20 protein-coding genes are annotated in these 20,470 nt (G+C 69.5%); 8 read left to right on the top strand and 12 right to left on the bottom strand.

Going from position 1 to position 20,470, the window contains the following annotated elements:
• Window positions 1–131: 131 nt before the first annotated feature.
• The gene (msrB, locus tag J4H85_RS11390; RefSeq protein WP_208239711.1) at window positions 132–542 is read right to left on the bottom strand and encodes a peptide-methionine (R)-S-oxide reductase MsrB; all 411 of its coding nucleotides are present in this window, start codon (window positions 540–542) and stop codon (window positions 132–134) included.
• Window positions 543–654: 112 nt separating this feature from the next.
• Here msrB and J4H85_RS11385 point away from each other — a divergent pair, with 112 nt between their 5' ends.
• Window positions 655–1,176 carry a 2-phosphosulfolactate phosphatase gene (locus tag J4H85_RS11385; protein WP_208239709.1) on the top strand — a complete coding sequence of 174 codons (522 nt, stop codon included), beginning with the start codon at window positions 655–657 and terminating at the stop codon, window positions 1,174–1,176.
• Between the two features lie 33 nt (window positions 1,177–1,209).
• On the opposite strand, the gene J4H85_RS11380 is transcribed toward J4H85_RS11385, so the two are convergent.
• The 9 genes from J4H85_RS11380 to J4H85_RS11340 all read right to left on the bottom strand — a co-directional run bounded on the left by J4H85_RS11380 (window position 1,210) and on the right by J4H85_RS11340 (window position 11,948).
• Window positions 1,210–1,722, bottom strand: a complete 513-nt coding sequence (locus tag J4H85_RS11380) for a CoA-binding protein (protein ID WP_208239707.1) — start codon at window positions 1,720–1,722, stop codon at window positions 1,210–1,212.
• On the bottom strand, window positions 1,719–3,053 hold the full coding sequence (locus tag J4H85_RS11375; RefSeq protein WP_208239705.1) for an O-acetylhomoserine aminocarboxypropyltransferase/cysteine synthase family protein: 1,335 nt from the start codon (window positions 3,051–3,053) through the stop codon (window positions 1,719–1,721). Before J4H85_RS11375 ends, J4H85_RS11380 begins: the two co-directional genes overlap by 4 nt.
• Window positions 3,050–5,053 carry an acetate--CoA ligase gene (gene acs, locus J4H85_RS11370; protein ID WP_208239703.1) on the bottom strand — a complete coding sequence of 668 codons (2,004 nt, stop codon included), beginning with the start codon at window positions 5,051–5,053 and terminating at the stop codon, window positions 3,050–3,052. Before acs ends, J4H85_RS11375 begins: the two co-directional genes overlap by 4 nt.
• A 4-nt stretch (window positions 5,054–5,057) precedes the next feature.
• The gene (locus J4H85_RS11365) at window positions 5,058–6,449 is read right to left on the bottom strand and encodes an LLM class flavin-dependent oxidoreductase (RefSeq protein ID WP_208239701.1); all 1,392 of its coding nucleotides are present in this window, start codon (window positions 6,447–6,449) and stop codon (window positions 5,058–5,060) included.
• 23 nt (window positions 6,450–6,472) lie between these two features.
• The gene (locus J4H85_RS11360; RefSeq protein WP_208239699.1) at window positions 6,473–7,810 is read right to left on the bottom strand and encodes an MFS transporter; all 1,338 of its coding nucleotides are present in this window, start codon (window positions 7,808–7,810) and stop codon (window positions 6,473–6,475) included.
• A complete protein-coding gene (locus tag J4H85_RS11355) occupies window positions 7,807–9,054 on the bottom strand; it encodes an acyl-CoA dehydrogenase family protein (protein WP_208239697.1) in 1,248 nt (415 codons plus the stop codon). Before J4H85_RS11355 ends, J4H85_RS11360 begins: the two co-directional genes overlap by 4 nt.
• A 103-nt stretch (window positions 9,055–9,157) precedes the next feature.
• Window positions 9,158–9,982 carry an ABC transporter permease gene (locus tag J4H85_RS11350; RefSeq protein ID WP_208239695.1) on the bottom strand — a complete coding sequence of 275 codons (825 nt, stop codon included), beginning with the start codon at window positions 9,980–9,982 and terminating at the stop codon, window positions 9,158–9,160.
• Window positions 9,979–11,019, bottom strand: a complete 1,041-nt coding sequence (locus J4H85_RS11345) for an aliphatic sulfonate ABC transporter substrate-binding protein (RefSeq protein WP_208239693.1) — start codon at window positions 11,017–11,019, stop codon at window positions 9,979–9,981. The genes J4H85_RS11350 and J4H85_RS11345 overlap by 4 nt, the downstream gene beginning before the upstream one ends.
• Window positions 11,016–11,948, bottom strand: coding sequence for an ABC transporter ATP-binding protein (locus J4H85_RS11340; RefSeq protein ID WP_208239691.1), 933 nt, complete (start codon window positions 11,946–11,948; stop codon window positions 11,016–11,018). Before J4H85_RS11340 ends, J4H85_RS11345 begins: the two co-directional genes overlap by 4 nt.
• A 240-nt stretch (window positions 11,949–12,188) precedes the next feature.
• Here J4H85_RS11340 and J4H85_RS11335 point away from each other — a divergent pair, with 240 nt between their 5' ends.
• Window positions 12,189–12,833, top strand: a complete 645-nt coding sequence (locus J4H85_RS11335) for an ANTAR domain-containing response regulator (RefSeq protein WP_208239689.1) — start codon at window positions 12,189–12,191, stop codon at window positions 12,831–12,833.
• Here J4H85_RS11335 and J4H85_RS11330 read toward each other — a convergent pair.
• Complete coding sequence (locus tag J4H85_RS11330) at window positions 12,813–13,715, bottom strand: EamA family transporter (RefSeq protein WP_243893623.1); 903 nt, start codon at window positions 13,713–13,715, stop codon at window positions 12,813–12,815. The genes J4H85_RS11335 and J4H85_RS11330 overlap by 21 nt on opposite strands.
• Window positions 13,716–13,793: 78 nt before the next feature.
• On the opposite strand from J4H85_RS11330, the gene J4H85_RS11325 reads away from it, so the two are divergent.
• On the top strand, window positions 13,794–14,660 hold the full coding sequence (locus tag J4H85_RS11325) for a LysR family transcriptional regulator (protein WP_208239685.1): 867 nt from the start codon (window positions 13,794–13,796) through the stop codon (window positions 14,658–14,660).
• On the opposite strand, the gene J4H85_RS11320 is transcribed toward J4H85_RS11325, so the two are convergent.
• Complete coding sequence (locus tag J4H85_RS11320) at window positions 14,654–15,235, bottom strand: MarR family winged helix-turn-helix transcriptional regulator (protein ID WP_208239684.1); 582 nt, start codon at window positions 15,233–15,235, stop codon at window positions 14,654–14,656. The genes J4H85_RS11325 and J4H85_RS11320 overlap by 7 nt on opposite strands.
• Before the next feature lie 111 nt (window positions 15,236–15,346).
• On the opposite strand from J4H85_RS11320, the gene idi reads away from it, so the two are divergent.
• The 5 genes from idi to J4H85_RS11295 are packed head-to-tail and all read left to right on the top strand — an operon-like array spanning window position 15,347 to window position 20,469.
• Window positions 15,347–15,898: an isopentenyl-diphosphate Delta-isomerase gene (idi, locus tag J4H85_RS11315; protein ID WP_208239683.1), complete on the top strand. Its 552-nt coding sequence runs from the start codon at window positions 15,347–15,349 to the stop codon at window positions 15,896–15,898.
• Window positions 15,895–17,037, top strand: a complete 1,143-nt coding sequence (locus J4H85_RS11310; protein WP_208239682.1) for a polyprenyl synthetase family protein — start codon at window positions 15,895–15,897, stop codon at window positions 17,035–17,037. The genes idi and J4H85_RS11310 overlap by 4 nt, the downstream gene beginning before the upstream one ends.
• Window positions 17,034–17,963: a phytoene/squalene synthase family protein gene (locus tag J4H85_RS11305; RefSeq protein ID WP_208239681.1), complete on the top strand. Its 930-nt coding sequence runs from the start codon at window positions 17,034–17,036 to the stop codon at window positions 17,961–17,963. Before J4H85_RS11310 ends, J4H85_RS11305 begins: the two co-directional genes overlap by 4 nt.
• Complete coding sequence (gene crtI / locus J4H85_RS11300; protein WP_208239680.1) at window positions 17,960–19,573, top strand: phytoene desaturase family protein; 1,614 nt, start codon at window positions 17,960–17,962, stop codon at window positions 19,571–19,573. The genes J4H85_RS11305 and crtI overlap by 4 nt, the downstream gene beginning before the upstream one ends.
• Window positions 19,570–20,469 (top strand): prenyltransferase, encoded by a 900-nt coding sequence (locus J4H85_RS11295; RefSeq protein WP_208239679.1) that lies wholly within the window; start codon window positions 19,570–19,572, stop codon window positions 20,467–20,469. Before crtI ends, J4H85_RS11295 begins: the two co-directional genes overlap by 4 nt.
• Window position 20,470 lies beyond the last annotated feature (1 nt).

Here is a 20,470-nt window from a genome sequence, read left to right as displayed (position 1 = left end):
GGCGATCTCCTCCCGAACACGTGTGATTTCCAACAGATGTGGTCCCGTGAAGTATCCTATAGCGCCGGGAGTGCGAGTTTTCTGTACCGAGTCCAGTACTGATCTCGCAGGGCGTCTCGCGGGACGGAGTGCTACTGCGAATCCGCCTCTGGCGAGAACTTCAGCGACAGCGAGTTCATGCAGTAGCGGTCGCCGGTGGGCGTGCCGAAACCGTCGGGGAAGACGTGCCCGAGGTGGCTGCCGCAGCGCGCGCACCGCACCTCGGTGCGCTCCATGCCGAGCGAGTGATCCTCGAGCAGCTCGACCGCCTCCGGTCGCACCGACTCGTAGAAGCTCGGCCAGCCGCAGTGCGAATCGAACTTCGTGCCGCTCTCGAAGAGCTCGTTGCCGCAAGCCGCGCAGGTGTAGAACCCGGCGCGATCCTCATCGAGCAGCTCACCCGTCCACGCGCGTTCGGTGCCCGCCTGCCGAAGCACAGCGTACTGCTCGTCTCCGAGCTCGGCTCGCCACTCTTCTTCGGACTTCTCGACCTCGTATGCCATAGTGCGATTCTACGCCTCTCACCTGAATCGTGAAGGGCCGCGAAGGTGCGCGCGCTGTCACGGAGAGACACACAGCAGAAGAAGTCGATGCTGCGCTTCTAGGCTGGACGGCATGACCGATGCGCGCGCTCAATCCACGTACCAGGTGCGACTGGATTGGGGCGTCGACGCGTTCGATCGTCTCGCGCCGGCAGAGATCGTCGTCGTCGTCGATGCCATCGGCGAGGACACGGCGCTCGCTGAGCGGGTGTCGGATCGCGCCGCCGGGGCGACCGTGTTCAGCGGCTCGTTGCGCAATGCCACGGCGACGGCGCAGGCGGTGCTCGATGAGCAGCTGGCGCGCGGGGGCCGATCCGCCATCAATCTGGTGCTCGCGGGTGACGACGGCCGGTTCGCGGTCGAGGACTACCTGGCGGCCGGCGCCATCGGTGACGCGCTGTCCGGGCGGGGGATCGACCACACGGCTCCGGATGTCGCGGTCGCGACGGAGGGGTTCCGCCCGTTGGGGCGCGCCCTCAAGCACCTGCTGGCGGCGAGCGCCGCCGGGCTCGCGCTTTCGGCGTCCGGTCGCCGCGCCGAGGTCATCGCTGCAGCGCAGGTCGACGCCGAGACCGCGGCCATCCGCTGGGAGTGACCTGCGGCCCGGACGCCGACCGGCGGCGCGGGGTCAGCGCGCGACGACCTGCCGCTTCGACGAGATCACACCGGTGTCGAAACCGGCGAGGTGCAGGCCGCCGTGGAATCGCGCGTGCTCGATCTTGATGCACCGATCCATGACCACGTCGAGACCGGCGCCCTCGGCGATGCGCGCCGCCTCTTCGTTCCAAGAGCCCAGCTGCAGCCACAGTGCCTGCGCGCCGATGTCCGCCGCCTCCTGCGCGACACCGGGCAGATCGTCGTGCTTGCGGAAGACATCGACGATGTCGGGCACCACCGGCAGATCGGCGAGCGAGTCGTACGCGGGCCTGCCGAGAATCTCGTCCGCTCGCGGATTCACGAAGTACACGTCGTACGGCGAGCTCGACAGCAGGTACGTCGCGACGAAGTAGCTCGCGCGCGCGGCATTGTTCGATGCGCCCACGATGGCGACGGACTTCGCGCGGCGCAGGATCCCGAGGCGCGCGGCGGCGCTCGGCCCCTGCCACGTGCGAACGGGGGCGGTTGAGGGGGCGTCGCTCATCGGTGTGCTCCTGTCGCGAGGGTGAGGGCCTGGTCGAGATCCCACACGATGTCTTCCGGATCCTCGATGCCGACCGAGATCCGGATGAGGTCTGCGGGCACCCCCGCCGCGTCCAGCTGCTCGGGCGTGAGCTGCTGATGGGTCGTCGAACCCGGATGGATGACGAGCGTGCGGGCGTCGCCGATGTTCGCGAGGTGGCTCGCGAGCTGCAGCGACTCGATGAGTGTCTCTCCCGTCTCGCGTGCGGCCTGCAGGCGCTCGCTCTCGGAGTCGAACTCGCCGGACGGCCGCACGCCGAAGGCGAACACCGAGCCGGGACCGAGCGGGAAGTACTTCTGCGCGCGGTCCTGATGCGGGTGGCCGTCGAGACCGGCCCAGGTCACGAACGACACCCGCGGATCCTGCGCCAACCACTCGGCGACGACGCGGGCGTTCGCGATGTGGGCGTCGATCCGCTGCGGGAGCGTCTCGATGCCCTGCAGCAGGTTGAAGGCCGACTGCGGGCTGAGCGCCGGGCCGATGTCGCGCAGCTGTTCGCTGCGCAGTTTCGTGAGAAACCCGTACTCGCCGAAGTTGTCCCACCAGCGAACACCGCCGTAGGACTCGACGGGCTCGGTCATCGTCGGGAACTTGCCGTTGCCCCAGTCGAACGTGCCCGCTTCGACGACGATGCCGCCGAGCGTCGTGCCGTGGCCGCCGAGGAATTTCGTGACCGAGTGGATCACGATGTCGGCGCCGTGCTCGATGGGCCGCGAGAGGTACGGCGTGGAGAGGGTCGCGTCGACGACGAGCGGGATCCCCGCCTCGTGGGCGACCGCGGAGAGCCCGGCGATGTCGGAGATCTCGCCGCCCGGGTTGCCGATCGCCTCGACGTAGAGCACCTTGGTGTTCTCGCGGATCGCGGCGCGGAAGGCTTCGGGATCGGAGCTCGCGACGAAGGTCGTCTCGACGCCGAACCGTCGCAGCGTCACGTCGAGCTGCGTCACGGTGCCCCCGTAGAGCTGCGACGAGGCGACGACGTGGTCGCCCTGACCCACGAGCGCAGCGAAGGTGATGAACTCGGCCGACATGCCGCTGGCCGTCGCGACCGCGCCGATGCCGCCTTCGAGGGAGGCGATGCGCTCCTCGAGCGCCGCGACCGTCGGGTTGCCGATGCGCGAGTAGATGTTGCCGTACTTCTGCAGCGCGAACAGGTTCGCGGCGTCTTTCGCGTCGTCGAAGACGAACGACGTCGTCTGGTAGATCGGTACGGCTCTCGCGCCGGTCGCGGCATCTGGTGTGCCGCCGGCGTGCAGTGCCCGGGTGCGGAACCCGAACTGATGCTCACTCATCTGGTCTCCTTCGGTGCGGTGCGGTCGGTGAGGCGCGCCAGGCGCACGGCTTCGCGCACCTGGTCGACGGCCCAGGGGTTCTGCAGGCTCGTGGTGTCTCCGAGCGTATCGCCCTGCCAGAGCTGCGCGAGCAGGCGGCGCAGGATCTTGCCGGAGCGCGTTTTCGGAAGTTCGGGGACCCGGACGATGATCTTCGGCTTCGCGATCGGTCCGATGTCGCGGGAGACGCGATGCCGCAGCTCCTCGGCGGCGGTGCCTCCCGCCGCGCCGTCGACGATGAACGCGGCGACGGCTTGGCCGGTGAGCGGATCGTGGACCCCGGTCACCCCGGCCTCGCCGACGGCGGGGTGCGCGACGAGGGAGGACTCGATCTCGATGGTCGACAGCCGATGTCCCGAAACGTTCACGACGTCGTCGAGGCGGCCGAGGATCCAGATGCAGCCGTCCGCATCGACCGTCGCCCCGTCGCCCGCCACGTAGTACGCGCCGTGCGGGCCGTGGCCGGCGAAGGGCGCCCAGTAAGAATCACGGTATCGCTCGGGGTCGCCCCATACGGTGCGCGCCATACCGGGCCAGGGGCGGCGCACGACGAGCGTGCCCGAGCGGCCGGGGGCGACGGGGGCGCCCGTGTCGTCGACCACCGCGACATCGATGCCGGGGAGGGCGACGGTCGCCGAGCCCGGCTTGAGCGTCGTGACGCCAGGGAGTGGCGCGACCATCGCCGCTCCCGTCTCCGACTGCCACCAGGTGTCGACGACCGGTGTCTCGTCGCGCCCGAAGTTGCGGCGGAACCACACCCACGCCTCGGGGTTGATCGCCTCGCCGACGGTGCCGAGCAGCCGGATCGAGGAGAGGTCATACCCGGTCGGAAGGTCGTCGCCGAACCAGGTCATGAAGGTCCGGATCAGCGTGGGAGCCGTGTAATAGACCGTGACCCCGTAGCGCTCGATGATCTCGAGGTGGCGCTCGCGGTGGGGCGCGTCCGGCGTCCCCTCGTAGATGACCTGCGTGAGCCCGTTCGACAGGGGCCCGTAGATCTCGTAGGTGTGCGCCGTCACCCAGGCGAGGTCGGCGGTGCACCAGTGCACGTCATCGGGCTTCGCGTCGAAGTGGGCCCAGTGGGCCCAGCTCGCGTGCGTGAGGTATCCGCCCGAGGTGTGCACGAGCCCTTTCGGCTTGCCCGTGGTTCCCGAGGTGTAGATGATGAACAGCGGATGCTCGGCGTCGAACGCACGGGCCTCGTGCTCGTCGGGCTGAGTGTCGACGAGCTCGTGCCACCACACATCTCGGCCCGCGGTCCAGGGCACTTCCTGGCCGGTGCGCCGCACGACCAGCACGTGAGCGACGGAGTCCAATCCATCCGCCGCCGCGTCCGCGGTCGACTTCACCTCGACCTGCGCGCCGCGACGATGCTGACCGTCGGAGGTGACGAGCAGCTTCGCGCCCGTGTCCTGCAGACGGAAGCGCACGGCCTCGGCGGAGAAGCCGCCGAACACGAGCGAGTGGACGGCGCCGATGCGCGCGCAGGCGAGCGCGATGACCACCGTCTCGATCAGCACCGGCAGATAGACCACGACGCGATCACCGGGTGCGATGCCGAGCTCGGTGAGTGCGTGGGCGGCACGCGCGACCCGCCGCTGCAGGTCGTCGTAGGTGACCGCCACCCGATCGCCCGGCTCACCCTCGAAGTGGAGCGCGACGCGCGCGCCGCGACCCGCCGAGACGTGCCGATCGACGCAGTTCACCGCGACGTTCAGCCGGCCGCCCGAGAACCAGGTGGCCTCGGGCACGCTGAGCCCTTCGGGGCCGGTGACCGGCGGCGACCAGGTGTGCGCCGTGTGCCACCTGTCCGTCCAGTCGAGCCGCGCGGCGGCGCGTTCCCAGAACGCGATCGGATCCGCGGCCGCTTCGGCGTAGACGGTCGCGTCGACGTTCGCGCGCGCGGCGAAGCCGGCGGGGGCGGGGATCGTGCGCGTTTCGAGCAGCCGTGCTTCACTCACGGCGTCAGACCGCTTCCGCTGTCGCGCCGGTGAACCGGTGCGCGGCACCGCGGTGGTCGTCGGCCAGGTGCGGCCCCTGACCACCGAGCCGCTCGCGGAGCGTGACCGGAGGCCCGTCCGGATCCTGCAGCAGTCCGCGTCGACGCAGCTCAGGCGAGACGAGCGCGGCGAAGCGCTCGAGGTCGGCCGGGCGCACGGCGGCCGAGATGTTGAAGCCGTCGACATCGGCCTCGTCGAGCCAGCGCTCGAGCTCGTCGACGACGGTCGTCGGTGATCCGACGATGACGGGCCCGCGCCCGCCGATCGCGACGAACTCCGCGAGGTCTCTGACCGTCCACTTCGTGCCATCGGCGAGCGTGGTGAACGAGGCGAGCGCCGACTGGTTCGCGTCGGTGACGATGTGCTCGAGCTCCTGCTCGGGCCTAACTCCGGCGAAGTCCACACCGGTCCAGCCGCTGAAGAGTGTGAGTGCTGCCTCGGTGTCGACGTACGAGCGGTACTCCTCGAGTCGCGCCTGCGCCTCCGCATCGGTGTCGGCGACGATGATCGTGGCGAGTGAGAAGACCGAGATGGCGTCTCGCGGACGCCCGGCGGACTCGAGACCGTCGCGCACCCCATCCACCCACCGGCGGACGAGCTGCGGGCTCCCGCCCGAGAAGAAGATCGCCTCCGCGTGCTCGATCGCGAACTGCTGCCCGCGCTTCGACGCGCCCGCTTGGAAGAGGAAGGGCGTGCGCTGCGGGCCGGGGGCCGCGAGCGCCTGGCCCGGCACCTGGAAGTACTCGCCCGAGTGCCCGATCTCGCGCACCTGGCTCGGCTCGACGAAGACGTTGCGCTCCCGGTCGGCGACCACCGCGTCCGGAGCGATCGAGCCTTCGAAGAGTCGGTACATCACGTCGAGGTACTCATCGGCGCGGTCGTATCGCTCATCGTGAGGAATCTGCGCCTCTCGACCGATGATGTTGCGGGCCGCGGAATCCTGATAGCTCGTCACGATGTTCCAGGCGACCCGGCCATCCGTGAAGTGATCGAGCGTCGTCAGTGTGCGGGCGAGCAGGTAGGGCCGCTCGTACGACACCGAGGCCGTGACGCCGAACCCGAGGTGGGAGGTGACCGCCGCCATGGCCGGGACGGCGACCAGCGGGTCGAGCAGCGGGAACTGCACCCCACCGCGAGCGGCGGCGTCGCCGTTGCCGCCGTACACGTCGTATACGCCGACGACATCGGCGAGGAACAGCGAGGCGAACCCGGCCTCCTCCAGCGTCGTCGCGAGCGAGGTCCAGTACCCGAGTCGGTGGTACTGCTCGATACCCGAGTCGGGGTGGCGCCACAGTCCGGGCGACTGGTGCACCGGGGTGAGCATGTCAAACGCGTTGAGGAGGATCGGGCGGCTCATGGAGTCCTTCGGTCGGGTGGCGATCAGTGCTGCGCTGCGCGTGCGGCGCGCAGTTCGCCTCCGCGCACGTCGCGGGCCAGCAGCGTCGCGGTGAGCGAGATGATCGAGATGAACGTGACGTAGGCGCAGATCAGCCAGGGGGTGCCCCCGCCCAGCTGGAACAGCAGTGCGGCGACCATGGGCATGATGCCGCCGCCGATGACGGAGCCGATCTGGTACCCCATGCTCACGCCGGAGTAGCGCACTTCGACGGGGAACTGCTCGGCGAACCATGCCGCCTGCGGTCCGTACACGGCGTCGTGCGCGACGTTCATGCCGAGGATCACGAGGAGGGGGAGGAGCACGAGCGAGTCGCCCGACAGGGAGGCGAAGAAGACCCAGACGAAAGCGGCGATCGCGACGTAGCCGAAGACGGTGACCGGTTTGCGGCCGAGCGTGTCTGAGAGCCAGCCCCAGAACGGCGTGGTGAGGATCCCGACCGCCGACGCGATCATCACGGCCTGGACGCCGGCCTGACTGTCGCCGTGCGTGTCGACGAGGTAGCTCAGCACGTAGACCGTGATCAGGAAGTAGATGCTGTTCTGCGCGATGCGCTGAGCGATCGTGATGAGCAGCGGCCGCCAGTGCTGGGTGAGGATCACCGCGACCGGCGTCCGCTCGGTCCGACCCGAGTCCTTGAGCTGGCGGAACTCCGGAGCGTCGCGCACACCGAGGCGGATCCAGAGACCGATCACGACGAGCACGACCGAGAAGAGGAAGGGGATGCGCCAGCCGAAGGCGGCGAACTGCTCGTCGGTCGTGAGCGACTGCACGACGACGAAGGCGCCGGTCGCGAGCAGCATGCCGGCCGCGGAGCCGATCTGGGTGAAGGAGCCGAAGAGTCCGCGACGGTGCGCGGGTGCGTGCTCGACGGAGAGGAGCGCAGAACCGCCCCACTCGGCCCCGGCGGCGAGACCCTGCACGAGTCGCAGGAAGACGAGCGCTGCGGCCGCCCACCAGCCGATCGCCGCGTAATTCGGCACGAGGCCGATGAAGAACGAGGCGACGCCCATCAGCAGCAGCGACGCGACGAGCAGCGACTTCCGGCCGATGCGGTCGCCGAGGTGCCCGGCGATGATGCCGCCGAGGGGGCGGGCGAGGAAGCCGACGCCGAGCGACGCGTACGACGCGATGGTCGAGGCGAACGCGCTCTCCGATGGGAAGAACTGCACGTTGAAGATCAGGGCGGCGGCGGTGCCGTACAGGTAGAAGTCGTACCACTCGATCGTGGTGCCCGAGAAGGCGGCGAGGAGTACCCGCCGCTTCTCGCGCGGGGTCGACTCCGCGACCGCCGGGGGGCGGTCCAGCAGTTCTGCGCTCATGACGATGCTCCGTTCCGCGCGGCATCGCCGATCGCATTCAGCCCTTCGGGGAGAGTCCCGTTGATCCAGTAGTCGCCGATCGCGCGTGCGCGGAACGAGATCGGATTGTGCGTGGCCACCGTTTGCGCGTTGCGCCAGTGCCGATCGAGTGCTTTCGACGTCGACGTCGCCGAAGCGCCCACGGTGAGGAAGAGCTCCTGGGCGGCGCCGAGCGCCAGCTCGGGCACCGTCACCTGGGCGTGCTCGACGGCGACCTCGGAGTACTGCACCTCGTCGGGTGCCGGTGCGTTGCCCGAGGTCGCGGCGATGCCGGCGTCGAGCACCCGCGCCGTCTGCCGGACGATCGCCTCTGCCGCGTAGGCTTTCGCAGCGATGCGTCCGACCGCTTCCTGGATGAGCGGATCGTCCCGGAAGGGGAGGCCGCTGCCCGTGTTGAACGTGCGCGCGCGACCCGCGACGAGCGCGGCGGCATCACGCCGCGCCGCGTGCGCGATGCCTGAGAGCACGGCGAGCAGGATCAGCTGGAAGAACGCGGCCTCGTGCACGGCGTCGCTCGACCCCGGGATGCGATCGAGGAGGGCGCCCGGCTCGACATCGACGCCGTCGAAGATCGCCGTTCCGGTCCCGGTGAGTTTCTGGCCGAACCCATCCCAGTCGTCGAGGACGGTGACACCGTCTCCCGCGGTGGGCACGACGGCGAAGCGGCGCCCGTCGCGACCGTCGACGGCGGCCGAGACGCGGGTGTAGTCGGCGAAGATGGTGCCCGTCGTGTAGAACTTGCGGCCGTCGAGCACCCCGCCGCGCTCGTTCTCGGTGATGACGGTGTTCAGTCGGCCGAGTGCGTTCCCGCCTTTCTCGGTGGAGGCGTTGCCGACCGTCGAGCCGGCGAGGACGCGCGGGTACCAGACGGTCTGGACCTCTTCCGGCTGGAACCGCAACGAGTCCACGAAGCCGAAGTGCGAGCGGTACTGGTGCGCGACATTCGAGTCCGCCTGCGCGAGATCGACGAGCAGACGGATGAACGTCTCGATCGACGCGCCGGGGCCTCCGTGCTCGGTCGGAACCCGAAGCGTGCCGAACCCCGCATCGTTCAAGCGCGCGATCTCGGCGAACGGCAGCCGGCGTTCCTGTTCACGCGCGACGGCACCGGAGGCGATGTCGTCGAAGACCGGCTGGAAACGGGCGCTCAGCGACGCGTAGTCCGCGGGCAGGACCGCGGACTGATCGCGGGTGATGTGCGTCATCGATCGGCATTCCGTTCGTGTGGGGAGGTCCCGCGCACCGCGGGCCGTAGGGCGATTCTTGCGTCGCGACGGCACCGTGCGCACCTCACGGTGTCACGATCCGTCACATCCAGCGCTTCAGCACCGCCTTCTCGAACAGCACGAGCATCGCGTTGGTGAGGGTGCCGAGCAGCGCGAGGAGCACGATCGCGAGCAGGATGCGGTCGACGCGGCCGGTCTGCTGCGAATCGTTCAGCATCCAGCCGAGGCCCATGGAGGCACCGAGCAGCTCGGCGGCGACGAGGAAGAGCCACGCCTGCGCGAGCGCGAGCCGCAGACCCGACACGACGGACGGGACGACCGCTGGCAGTTGCACGGTGCGGAACAGCGACCAGCCGCGCAGGCCGAAGGAGCGTCCGGCCTCGACGAGCTGCGGGTTCACGTGCCGGAGCGCGTCGGCAACGGTCGTGTAGACCGGGAAGAAGGCGCCGATGGCGATGAGAGTGATCTTCGACTCTTCGCCGACCTGCAACCACAGGATGAGCAGCGGGACCCACGCCAGTGACGGTACGGCACGGAGCGCGACGAGCGTCGGGGCGAAGAGCACGCCGCCGATGCGGGACAGCCCGACGATCGCCGAGAAGGCGAGCGCGATGATCGATCCGACTGCGAACCCGATGAACACGCGCTGCACCGAGATCGCGATGTTCAGCCAGAGCTCGCCGCGCTCGGCGAGATCGATGCCGGCTTCGACGACCGACCAGGGTCCTGGCAGGCGATACGGCGGCACGAGCCCCGTCACGGTCACCGCCTGCCACGCCGCGACGATGAGGACCGGGAGCAGGAACCCGCCGGCGATGCGCGCCCAGGAGCGCGACCACAGCGGGACGTGCGGTCGTGTCGTCGCGGACGCGGACGCGGACGCGGACGCGGTGGCGGTCTCCGTCATTCGGTCGCTTTCTGCGCGAACTCGTCGTGCACGATCGTGTCGATGGCGGCGTCGATGGCCTCCTGGCCGCCGGCCACATCGCCCGACTCGGCGATGATCGGCGCGATCTTCTCGAGCACGGCGATCTGCGCGTCGCCCGGCACCGGATCGACGTCGAGGTTCGACCGCTCATCGATCACGGTCTGCGCGACCTCGAGGTCGATGCCCGCCTCGTCCGCGAGCAGTTGCGCCATGTCTTCGGGGTTCGCGATGGCCCAGGCGCGCGCCTCCTCGTAGGCGTCGACGACGACCTGCGCGACATCGGGATGGTCGGTGATGAACTCCTCGGTGGCGTTCAAGAACCCGTAGGTGTTGAAGTCGACGTTGCGGTAGATGAGCTGATCGTCCGACTCGACCTCGGCGGCGGCCATGATCGGGTCGAGCCCGCTCCACGCGTCGACGGAGCCGCCGTCGAGCAGCGACCGGCCGTCGGCGTGCTGCACGTTCTGCACCTCGACGTCGGAGAGCTCGAGACCGGCTTCCTCGAGCGCCTGGAGCAGGAAGAAGTAGGGGTCGGTGCCCTTCGTGGCGGCGACGGACGCGCCCGCGAGCTGCGACACCTCGGTGATGTCGCTGTCGGGGCCGACGACGATGGCGGACCACTCGGGCTGCGAGTAGACGTCGATGACCTGGATCGGCGAGTTATTCGCCCGGGCGAACAGCGCGGCGGAGCCGGCCGTCGAGCCGACGTCGATGGAACCGGAGCGCAGCAGCTCGTTCGCCTTGTTGCTGCCGGCCGACTGCTGCCACTCCACCTCCACCGAGTCTCCGAGAGCGTCCTCGAGCAGGCCCTGGTCTTTCACGACGAGACTGAGCGGATTGTAGGTCGCCCAGTCGATCGCGAGCGAGTCCGTCGACCATTCCCCGCCTTCTGCGGCGGAGGAGTCGCCGCTGTTCTCGCCCTGCACGCACCCGGCGAGCGCGAACGAGAGCAGGCCGGCGACGGCGGTGGCGGCGGTGACGGGCAGGTGACGGCGGGTGCGGGTGCGAGGGCTCATGCGTTCTCCTTGATCGTGAGCTTATGGACGCCGAGCCCCTCCAGGAGGCTGGTGCGGAGGTCGGTGAACGTGCGGGCCCCGCGGTCGCGGGGTCGGGATCCCGGAACCGGGATCAGCCGGGCGATCGACCCGTCCGACGCCCGGGGTGCCGGTGCGAGGTCTGGGGTGCGCTCGTGACTGCGCGCCGAGCCGAGTGCGCCCATACCCGATGAAGAGCCCAGAGCGACGACTTTGGCGCGCGGCCGGTCGGGCTCCGTACCCGCGGCGTGCAGGTTGCGGAGCAGCAGCACGCGATCGGCGAGATAGAGCGCCTCTTCGACGTCGTGCGTCACGAGCACGATGGTGCTCGGCTCGGCGCGGTGAATGTCGAGGAGCAGGTCGTGCATCTGCAATCGCGTCAGCGCATCGAGGGCGCCGAACGGCTCGTCGAGCAGCAGCACGCGGGGGCTGCGGGCCAGGGCTCTGGCGAGCGACGCCCGCTGCGCCATGCCGCCCGAGACCTCGCGCGGCCGCTGGTCGGCGGCGTGGGTGAGCCCTACGAGTTCCAGCAGTTCGGCGACGCGCGCCTGCGCGTGCCGACCCCGTGTGCCGCGCGGCAAGCCGATCGCGACGTTCTGCGCGATGGTCCGCCAGGGCAGCAGCCGCGGTTCCTGAAAGGCGATCGCGGTGGATTCGTCGTGTGCGCTCACCCCCTGCTGGTCGAGCGTGATCGCACCGGCGGTCGGAGCGTCGAGACCCCCGATGAGTCGCAGCAGCGTCGACTTGCCGCACCCCGACGGTCCGACGACGGCGACGATCTCGCCGGCCGCGACGTCGAGGGTCAGATCGCGGAGCACCGTCCGGGCTCCGTCCGTCGTCGCGAAGGTGCGTTCGACGTCGGTGACGTGCACCCGGCCCGCGGGTGCGCGTGATTCGGCGAGTGTGGACATAGGTCTTTACACTGCCCGGTTCCGGGTGGATCGCGTAGCGCTGGTGTAACACGGCGACGCAAACCGGACGGGGCACTTGGCGACGCACGAGCCCGCCGGACACCGACCTGTTGCGAGCGATGGACGTCTCGGTAACCGGAATGTTTCGGCTGTTACGCGACGATTGCCGTGTGCTCGGAAAGTGCCGAGGGCCGCCCGAATCGGCGAAAGTCGGATCTTCGGCGTCCCTAGGCTGAGCCCATGTCAGCACTCACGCAGCCCCAGGGCACCCTTCCAGACACCGCCTCGCACGCACCTCGCCGAGTCCTGGTCGCGGAGGACGAGTCGCTCGTCCTCGTCGACGTCGTCGAGTTCCTGACCGACAACGGCTTCGACGTCGTCGGTCGCGCCTACGACGGCGAGTCGGCCGTCCGGTTGGCGACCGAGCTGACGCCCGACCTCGTGCTGATGGACGTCAGCATGCCGCTGCGAGACGGCATCAGCGCCACGGAGATCCTCAGCCGGCAGGGCATCGGGCCCGTCGTCCTGATGACGGCCGATGGTCGCCGCGAGTCGTATCAGCGGGCCACGAGCGCGGGCGCGCTGGGCTACCTGACGAAGCCGGTCCGCCCGGAGGGGCTGCTGCCCACACTCGAGATCGCACTCGCCAGGCATCGGCAGATTCGCGGCCTGCGCTCCCAGGCCGCCGAGATGCTCGACCAGCTCGAATCGCAGGGACTCGTGAACCGCGCCAAGGACGTGCTCATCGAGCGGTTCAGTCTGTCGGCGATCGAGGCGTCCGCCTGGCTCGAGCAGACCGCCGCCGAGCGCGGGCTCACCGAGCGCGAGGTCGCTCGCACCATCGTCGAGGGCATGAAGCGGAAATCACGGGGTCGCCGGCGCTGAGTCCGCCGACCAGCGCCGCCGCGGAACGAGCTGACCGGCGATCAGTGCGGCGAGGGCGATCGAGAAGCCGATGAGCTGCACCGGAGCAAGCCTTTCATCGGCGATGAGGGCGCCGAGGATGGCCGCGGTGAGCGGCGAGATGATGCCGAGCAGCGCGGCCGCCGTGACGGGCAGCTTGCGGATCCCCGCGAACCAGATCGAGTAGGAGATGAGACCGCCGAACAGACCCAGCCAGAGGGTGCCCGCGATGGCGCCCGCGTCGATCCCGCGCGGAACTCCATCGATCAGGAGCGCGGGGATGAGCAGCACCACTCCGGCCGCTGTGAGCTGCCACCCGGCGTACCCCACCGCGGACACGTTCGTCGGCCGCCCCCACTTCTTCGTGAGGACGACGCCGAGGCCCATGGAGAGCGCCCCGCACAGGCCCGCTGCGACACCGATCGCATCCATACCGGCGTCGGGTCCGAGTACCACGAGCGCGACACCCGCGACACCCGTCGCGCCCCAGCCGAGCCGCCACGCCGAAACGCGCTCCTGCAGTATGGTGACCGCGAGGCCCGCGACGACGAGCGGTTGCACCGCGCCCAACGTGGCGGCGACGCCGCCGGGCAGGTGCTGCGCCGCGATGAAGAGCAGGGGGAAGAAGGCGCCCATGTTCAGGGTGCCGAGCACCAGGCTCTTCCACCACCATGACCCGTGCGGGAGTCGACGAGCGATCAGCAGGGCGAGCACTCCCGCCGGGAGCGCGCGCACGAGAGCGGCGAAGAGCGGATGACCCTCCGGCAGCAGGTGGGTCGTGACGACGAAGGTCGTTCCCCACACCAGCGGTGCCGTCGCCGTGGCTGCGGTCCAGGAGATGCGCTGCGCGCTGATGCTGCTCATGGACTCAGTGTCGCTGCATGCGAATGATGAGGCCAACACATAGTTGTCATCCCTGCAATGAACTGCGATCATGCAAACATGGAACTGCAGCAGATGCGATACGCGGTCGCCATCGCCGAGGAGCTGAGTTTCACGGCGGCGGCTGCGCGGTGCCACGTGGTGCAGTCGGCGCTCAGTCATCAGATCGCCGCGCTCGAGCGCGAACTCGAGGTGTCGCTCTTCGCGCGGTCGAGTCGGCGCGTGGAGGTCACACCCGCCGGGGCAGCGTTCGTCGCGGCGGCGCGCGCGAGTCTCGAGGCGGCCGATCGCGCGCAGGTCGAGGCCGCCGCTGCGACCGGAACCGTCCGCGGCGTGCTGACCATCGGCATGATCCCCACCGTCACCACGCTCGATCTGCCGAGTGCGCTCGCCGCATTCCGACGCGCGTACCCGGCCGTGCGCGTGCGCGTGCGGGAGGGGCGCAGCGATGAGTTCATGACCGCCATCGCCGCCCACGAGATGGACGCGGCGGTGCTCGGCCTGGCGGAGCAAACGCCTCCGCGGAGCGTGGCGTGGCGTGAGCTCAATCGCGAGCGACTCGTCGCGGTGCTGAGCGAAGGTCACCGTCACGCCGGTCGCCGGCGCCTGCGGCTCACCGATCTGGCGGAGGACACCTTCGTCGATTTCCCGGCTGACGCCCCCGGACGGGCGCAGTCGGATATTGCGTTCGTTCAGGCCGGGGTGCGCCGGGACGTGGCGTTCGAGGTGATGGGTATCGAGCTGATGCTCGACCTCGTGCGACGCGATCTCGCCGTGGCGCTGCTGTCACCCGCCGTCGTGCCGTCGGGCGCCGGGCTGCGGGCGGTGGAGGTGACGGACGGTCCGCGCCGGGTCGAGTATCTCGCCTGGGATGACTTCAATCCGTCGCCGGCTGCCCGCACTTTTCTCGAGATGCTGCCTCAGTGATCGAGGTCGCGCGCCCAATCCGCGTGGTCGAGTGAGATCTCCGCGGTCATATCCGCGAGAAACTGGGTCACGACCTCGCGCTCATCCGCACTGAGCCGGGCGGCCGCGTGAAACCGGCGGGCCTGATGCCGGCCGACGGATTCGCGCGCGGAGGCTTCGGTTTCCGGGGTGATCTCGATGAGAAACGCGCGCCGGTCATGCGGGTGCAGGCGCCGGACGATGTGGTGACCGCGCTCGAGCCGATTCAGCAGCTTGGTAGTCGACGCCGGAGAGATGCGCAGGTGCGCCGACAGCGCGCTGGGGGTGACCATCTCGCCCTGCCGCTGGGCCACGATCAAGTAGTGCAGCGCGCGCATGTCCTGATCGCTGAGTTTCATGTACTTCCGCGAGGCTTCGGAGAGCAGCAGCTCCGCCTCGCGCAGCCGCGCAAGGGTGTTCATCAACCGGGAGATGCCGGTGAGATCGCGCTCGTCGAGCTGCGGGAACTCGCGCTCGACGCCGGTGCCACTCGCGTCGAGCCGATAGAGATTCGACGACACGCGGTCCTCACCCGGCTGTGTCTCGCTCGAACCCATGGGGTGATTGTACAGTTTTCTACACCGTAAGAGAATATAGTTTCCGTCAGTGAACAGTATTCTTTTCGCTATATTAGAGTGGTGAGGGACGCCGACGACGAAGGAGCCACGATGGCGCGAGACCCTGAGCTACTGGTGCTCCTCGATGCGGACGGCGTTCCGATCGGTACCCGAGAGAAGTCCGCGGTGCACGGGGTCGACACTCCGCTCCACCTCGCCTTCTCGTGCTACCTCCTCGACGATTCCGGCCGGCTGCTCGTCACGCGGCGTGCGCTGAGCAAGCAGGCCTGGCCCGGAGTGTGGACGAACAGCTTCTGCGGACATCCCGCCCCGGAAGAGCCGATGGAGGATGCGGTCCGGCGTCGCGCGCGGTACGAGCTCGGCGCGGACATCGCTGAGATCCGCGTGCGGCTCCCGGACTTCCGCTACCGCGCGGTCGATGCGAGCGGCATCGTCGAGAACGAGGTCTGCCCCGTATTCACGGCCACCCTTGCCGGCGACGTGCACCCTGAGCCGAGCGAGGTGGCGGAGTGGGAGTGGGTCGATCCCGCGCGACTGCTGCGTGCAGTCGAGATCACGCCGTTCGCGTTCAGCCCGTGGCTCCAGCAGCAGCTGCCGAGCCTCGTGGCGGGTGCGGCATTCGCGCGGGCGGCACTCGCATGACCTCCCTGACGGATCGGGACGCTCACGCCACGCTCGAGCGCGAGATCTCCGAACAGATTCGCGAACTGCTCGACCCGCCGCTTGCGGGCCCGACGTCCGGGCTGCTCCCTCCGGCACCTCAGCTCGCACAGGTGCTGAGACTGGCCTCACGCTGCGTCGAGGGCGGCAAGCTGCTGCGCCCGCGTCTGCTGCTCGGCGCGTTCGACTCGCTGCAGCAGCAGTCGGACTCGCCCGCGCGCGGGACGGTGCAGACCGCGTCCCGGCCGGTCGGTGTGCTGCGTATCGCCGCCGCGATCGAGCTGCTCCACTTCTCGTTCCTGCTGCACGACGACGTGATCGACGAGGACCTCTTCCGTCGGGGCGAGCGGAACCTCATCGGTAGAGTGCTGGACCAGACTCCCGACGGCGCGCCCGAGCGGAACGATGGCGTGCGGGAACGTCCGCTGCACTGGGCGCGGACGAACGGGATCCTCGTCGGCAACCTCATGCTGACGGCGGCGCATCAGGTGTACGCGCGGCAGGCACTCCGTTTCCCGGACGCCGAGCGACTGCTCGACCTCTTCGATATCGCCGTCTCCGAGTCGGTAGTGGGGGAGTTGTGCGACGTCGGCCTCAGCGACGGCGTCATCGCCTCGGACCTGAGCACGGTGCTCGAGATGACGCGCATGAAGACCGCGACCTACACGTTCGAACTTCCGCTGCGCACCGCTGCTGTGCTGGCGGGGGCGAGCATCGAGGTGGAGGAGGCGCTCGGCCAGGTCGGTCGTCACCTCGGTGTGGCTTTCCAGCTGCAGGACGACCTGCTCTCGGCGTTCGGCAGTGCGAGCGATCACGGCAAAGATCCGTTCTCCGACTTTCGCGAGGGCAAGGAGACCGCGCTCATCGCGTACGCCCGGATGACCGCGCACTGGCCGTCACTCGAGCCGCTCGTCGGTGCGCCCGGCTTCACCGAGGACGACGGACGCGCGATCCGGCGCATGCTGGTGGACTGCGGCGCGGAGTCCTTCATCCGCTCGATGGTCGAGGATCAGATCCGGACCGCTCTCGACGGCCTTTCGCGAGAGGACGGTGTCGTGCCGACCGCGACCGCTCAGTGGATTGCTCACCTCGTCGATACGCTCGAGGGGAGGACCGCATGAGGCGAACGCTCGCGAAACTCGACCCGCTCGAACGGTACTCGGCGGCGTCCGAGCGCGCGGCCGGCCGGATCATCGCCGCCTATTCGACATCATTCGGACTGGCGACGCGGCTGCTCGGTGCGCGGCACCGCACGCACGTGCGGAACGTCTACGCGCTCGTCAGGGTCGCTGACGAGCTCGTCGACGGGGTCGCGTCGGAGGCGAGGGTCGCCGCGGATGCGCAGCGGTCGATGCTCGACGAGCTGGAGGGCGAGGTGGCGCAGGCGCTGCTGACCGGCTACAGCAGCAACCCGATCGTGCACGCGTTCGGCCGGACGGCGCGCGCGGCGGGAATCGATGCGTCGCTCACCGGTCCGTTCTTCGCTTCGATGCGCACCGACCTTGCCGACACGACGGACTCGGCGGCCGACGCGAACGGCACCATCGGACTGCGCGCGTTCGACGCGGACGCGCACGCCGCCTACGTCTACGGCTCGGCCGAGGTGGTCGGACTCATGTGTCTGCGCGTCTTCATGCGCGATGAGCAGGCGTCGCCCGAGCGGATGGCGCGCCTCGAGCACGGTGCGCGACGCCTCGGCGCAGCGTTTCAAAACATCAACTTCCTGCGCGATCTCGCCGATGACACGGACCGGCTCGGACGCAGCTACTTGACAGCGGAAGCCGCGATGACGCCGGAGCGCCAGTCAGAATGGATCACCACCATCCGCGCGCAGCTCGCGGACGCCGAGGCGGTGCTCCCCGAATTGCCGCGCGACGCGCGGGTCGCGGTCGGGTGCGCCTACCGGCTCTTCGCGCGACTGGCGGCGCAGCTGGCGGAGACGCCTACGGTCGAGCTGCGCACCCGCCGCGTGCGGGTCGCCGATCCGATGAAGGCCGTGCTGCTCGTGCAGTCGGCGCTCGACCTGCGGAAGGCGGACCGGGCATGACGCGCACCATCGTCGTCGGCGGGGGTATCGCAGGGCTGGCGACCGCGGCGCTGCTCGCTCGCGAAGGGCACCAGGTTCGGGTCCTTGAGCAGAACGACCGGGTCGGCGGCCGCGCCGGCACCCTGGACCGTGAGGGGTTCCGCTTCGACACCGGACCGTCCTGGTACCTGATGCCGAGCGTCTTCGAGCACTTCTTCGAACTACTGGGAACGACCGCGGCGGAACAGCTCGATCTGCGCATGCTGGATCCCGGGTATCGCGTCTTCGGAGAGCCCGACCCCGGCGGTGCGCCGCGTGCGATCACGGTGCCGCACGGCATCGATCGGGTCGTGGACCTCTTCGACGAGGTCGAGCCGGGCAGCGGACGGGTGCTCCGCACATATCTGCGTTCTGCCGCGCACGCTTCCGACATGGCGGAGCGCTACTTCCTCTACAACCCGTTCACGCGGTGGCGTTCGCTGCTGCGGCCCGAGGTGCTGCGCGCGGCACCCCAGCTCGTGCGGCTGCTCGGCACCTCGCTCGAGCGCTTCGTCGCGCAACGCTTCCGCACCCCGCTCTTGCGGCAGATTCTCGGGTACCCAGCGGTGTTCCTCGGCACGGACCCGCGCCGGGCGCCGGCCATGTACCACTTGATGAGCGGGCTCGACCTCGATGAGGGCGTGCAGTACCCGATGGGCGGGTTCTGGGGCATCGTCGAGCGGCTCGAGGCGCTCGCGCGCGACGCGGGTGTCGAGATCGTGACGGGCGCCCGGGTGACGGAGATCCTCACGCGACGCAGCGGATCCCGAGTGCACGTCAGCGGGGTCCGCTGGCAGGAGCGGGGTGCCGTGGACGACGCCGCCTCCGGTTCGCTCCACATCGAGCACGCGAACATCGTGGTTTCGGGTGCCGATCTGCACCACACCGAGACCGAACTGCTGCCGCCCGCGCTGCGCACCGCGCCCGAGCGCGTGTGGCAGCGTACGGAGAGCGGGCCGGGCGCGGTGCTCGTGCTGCTCGGAGTCGCGGGGGAGCTCCCGCAGCTCGAGCACCACTCGCTGTTCTTCACGCGCGACTGGAACGCGAACTTCGACGACATCTTCGGCGGCGACGCGCGCGTGCCCGACCCGGCATCCATCTACGTCTGCCGTCCGAGCGCGACCGACCCCGATGTCGCACCGCCGGGGCACGAGAACCTCTTCGTCCTCATCCCGGTTCCCGCGGACACCTCGATCGGCTCGGGCGGTCCGGACGGGACGGGCGATGCCGCTGTGGAACGAGCTGCGGACGCCGCGATCGAGCAGATCGGCGCGTGGGCGCAGATTCCGGACCTGGCGGATCGCATCGTCGTGCGGCAGACCATTGGTCCGGAGGATTTCGCGCGGGACTACGCCTCGTGGCGCGGGGGAATGCTCGGGCCCGCCCACGTGCTCTCGCAGAGCGCCATGTTCCGGACCCAGAACGCGTCGAAGCGGGTCGACGGGCTCTTCTACGCCGGCGCGACGACGGCGCCTGGTGTCGGGGTGCCGATGTGTCTCATCAGCGCCGAGCTGGTGTTGAAGCGCATTCGCGATGATCGCTCCGCCGGCCCGACGGCGCCGCGTCCCGCCGCCACCGCGGTGCCCCGATGAGCGCTGCACCGACGGCCGGGGTGCGTGCCGGGTCGCTCCTCCGGTTCGCGTTCACGGCGTCGCGGCCGGTCAGCTGGGTGAACACGGCGTTCCCGTTCGCGGCGGCGTTGCTGCTCACCACCCGCGAGGTCGATGCCCTCTTCGTGTTCGGCACGCTCTACTACCTCATCCCGTACAACCTGGCGATGTACGGCATCAACGATGTCTTCGACTATGCGTCCGATATCAACAATCCGCGCAAGGGCGGTATCGAGGGCGGTCTGATGCCGCCGGCCTACCACCGTCCGCTGCTCTGGCTCGTCCTGGCGACCAATCTGCCGTTCCTCGTCTGGCTCCTCGTGATCGGCACTCCGGCATCCGTGGTCGCGATACTCGTCAGCACCTTCGCCGTGGTCGCCTACTCGGCTCCGGTGCTGCGGTTCAAAGAGCGGCCGGTGCTCGATTCCCTGACGTCGAGCACTCACTTCGTGAGTCCGGCCGTCGTCGGTCTCGCGCTCGCCGGGGCGACCTTCGACGCGCCGCTCGTGCTCCTCCTCGCCGCCTTCTTCGCCTGGGGCGTCGCGGCCCACGCGTTCGGTGCGGTCCAAGACATCGTGCCCGACCGCTCGGCGGGCATCGGGTCGATCGCCACGGTCTTCGGCGCCAGGTGGACGGTCCGGTTCTCGCTCGTGCTCTGGTGCCTCGCCGGGATCCTGATGCTCGCGACGCCCTGGCCAGGCCCTCTCGCCGCGATCGTCGCGGTGCCGTACCTCGTGAACTGCGCCCCGTACCTGCGGGTGACCGACGCCGACTCCGGTTGCACCAACCGCGCCTGGCGTCGGTTCATCTGGCTGAACTACGCCGCGGGGTTCATCGTGACGATGATCCTGATCCTGCACTTCTTCCGCACCGCCTGAG

Origin of the sequence: Leucobacter tardus (assembly GCF_017583045.1) — a bacterium.
Taxonomy (GTDB): domain Bacteria; phylum Actinomycetota; class Actinomycetes; order Actinomycetales; family Microbacteriaceae; genus Leucobacter; species Leucobacter tardus.
This window is presented reverse-complemented; position numbering and strand designations above follow the sequence as displayed.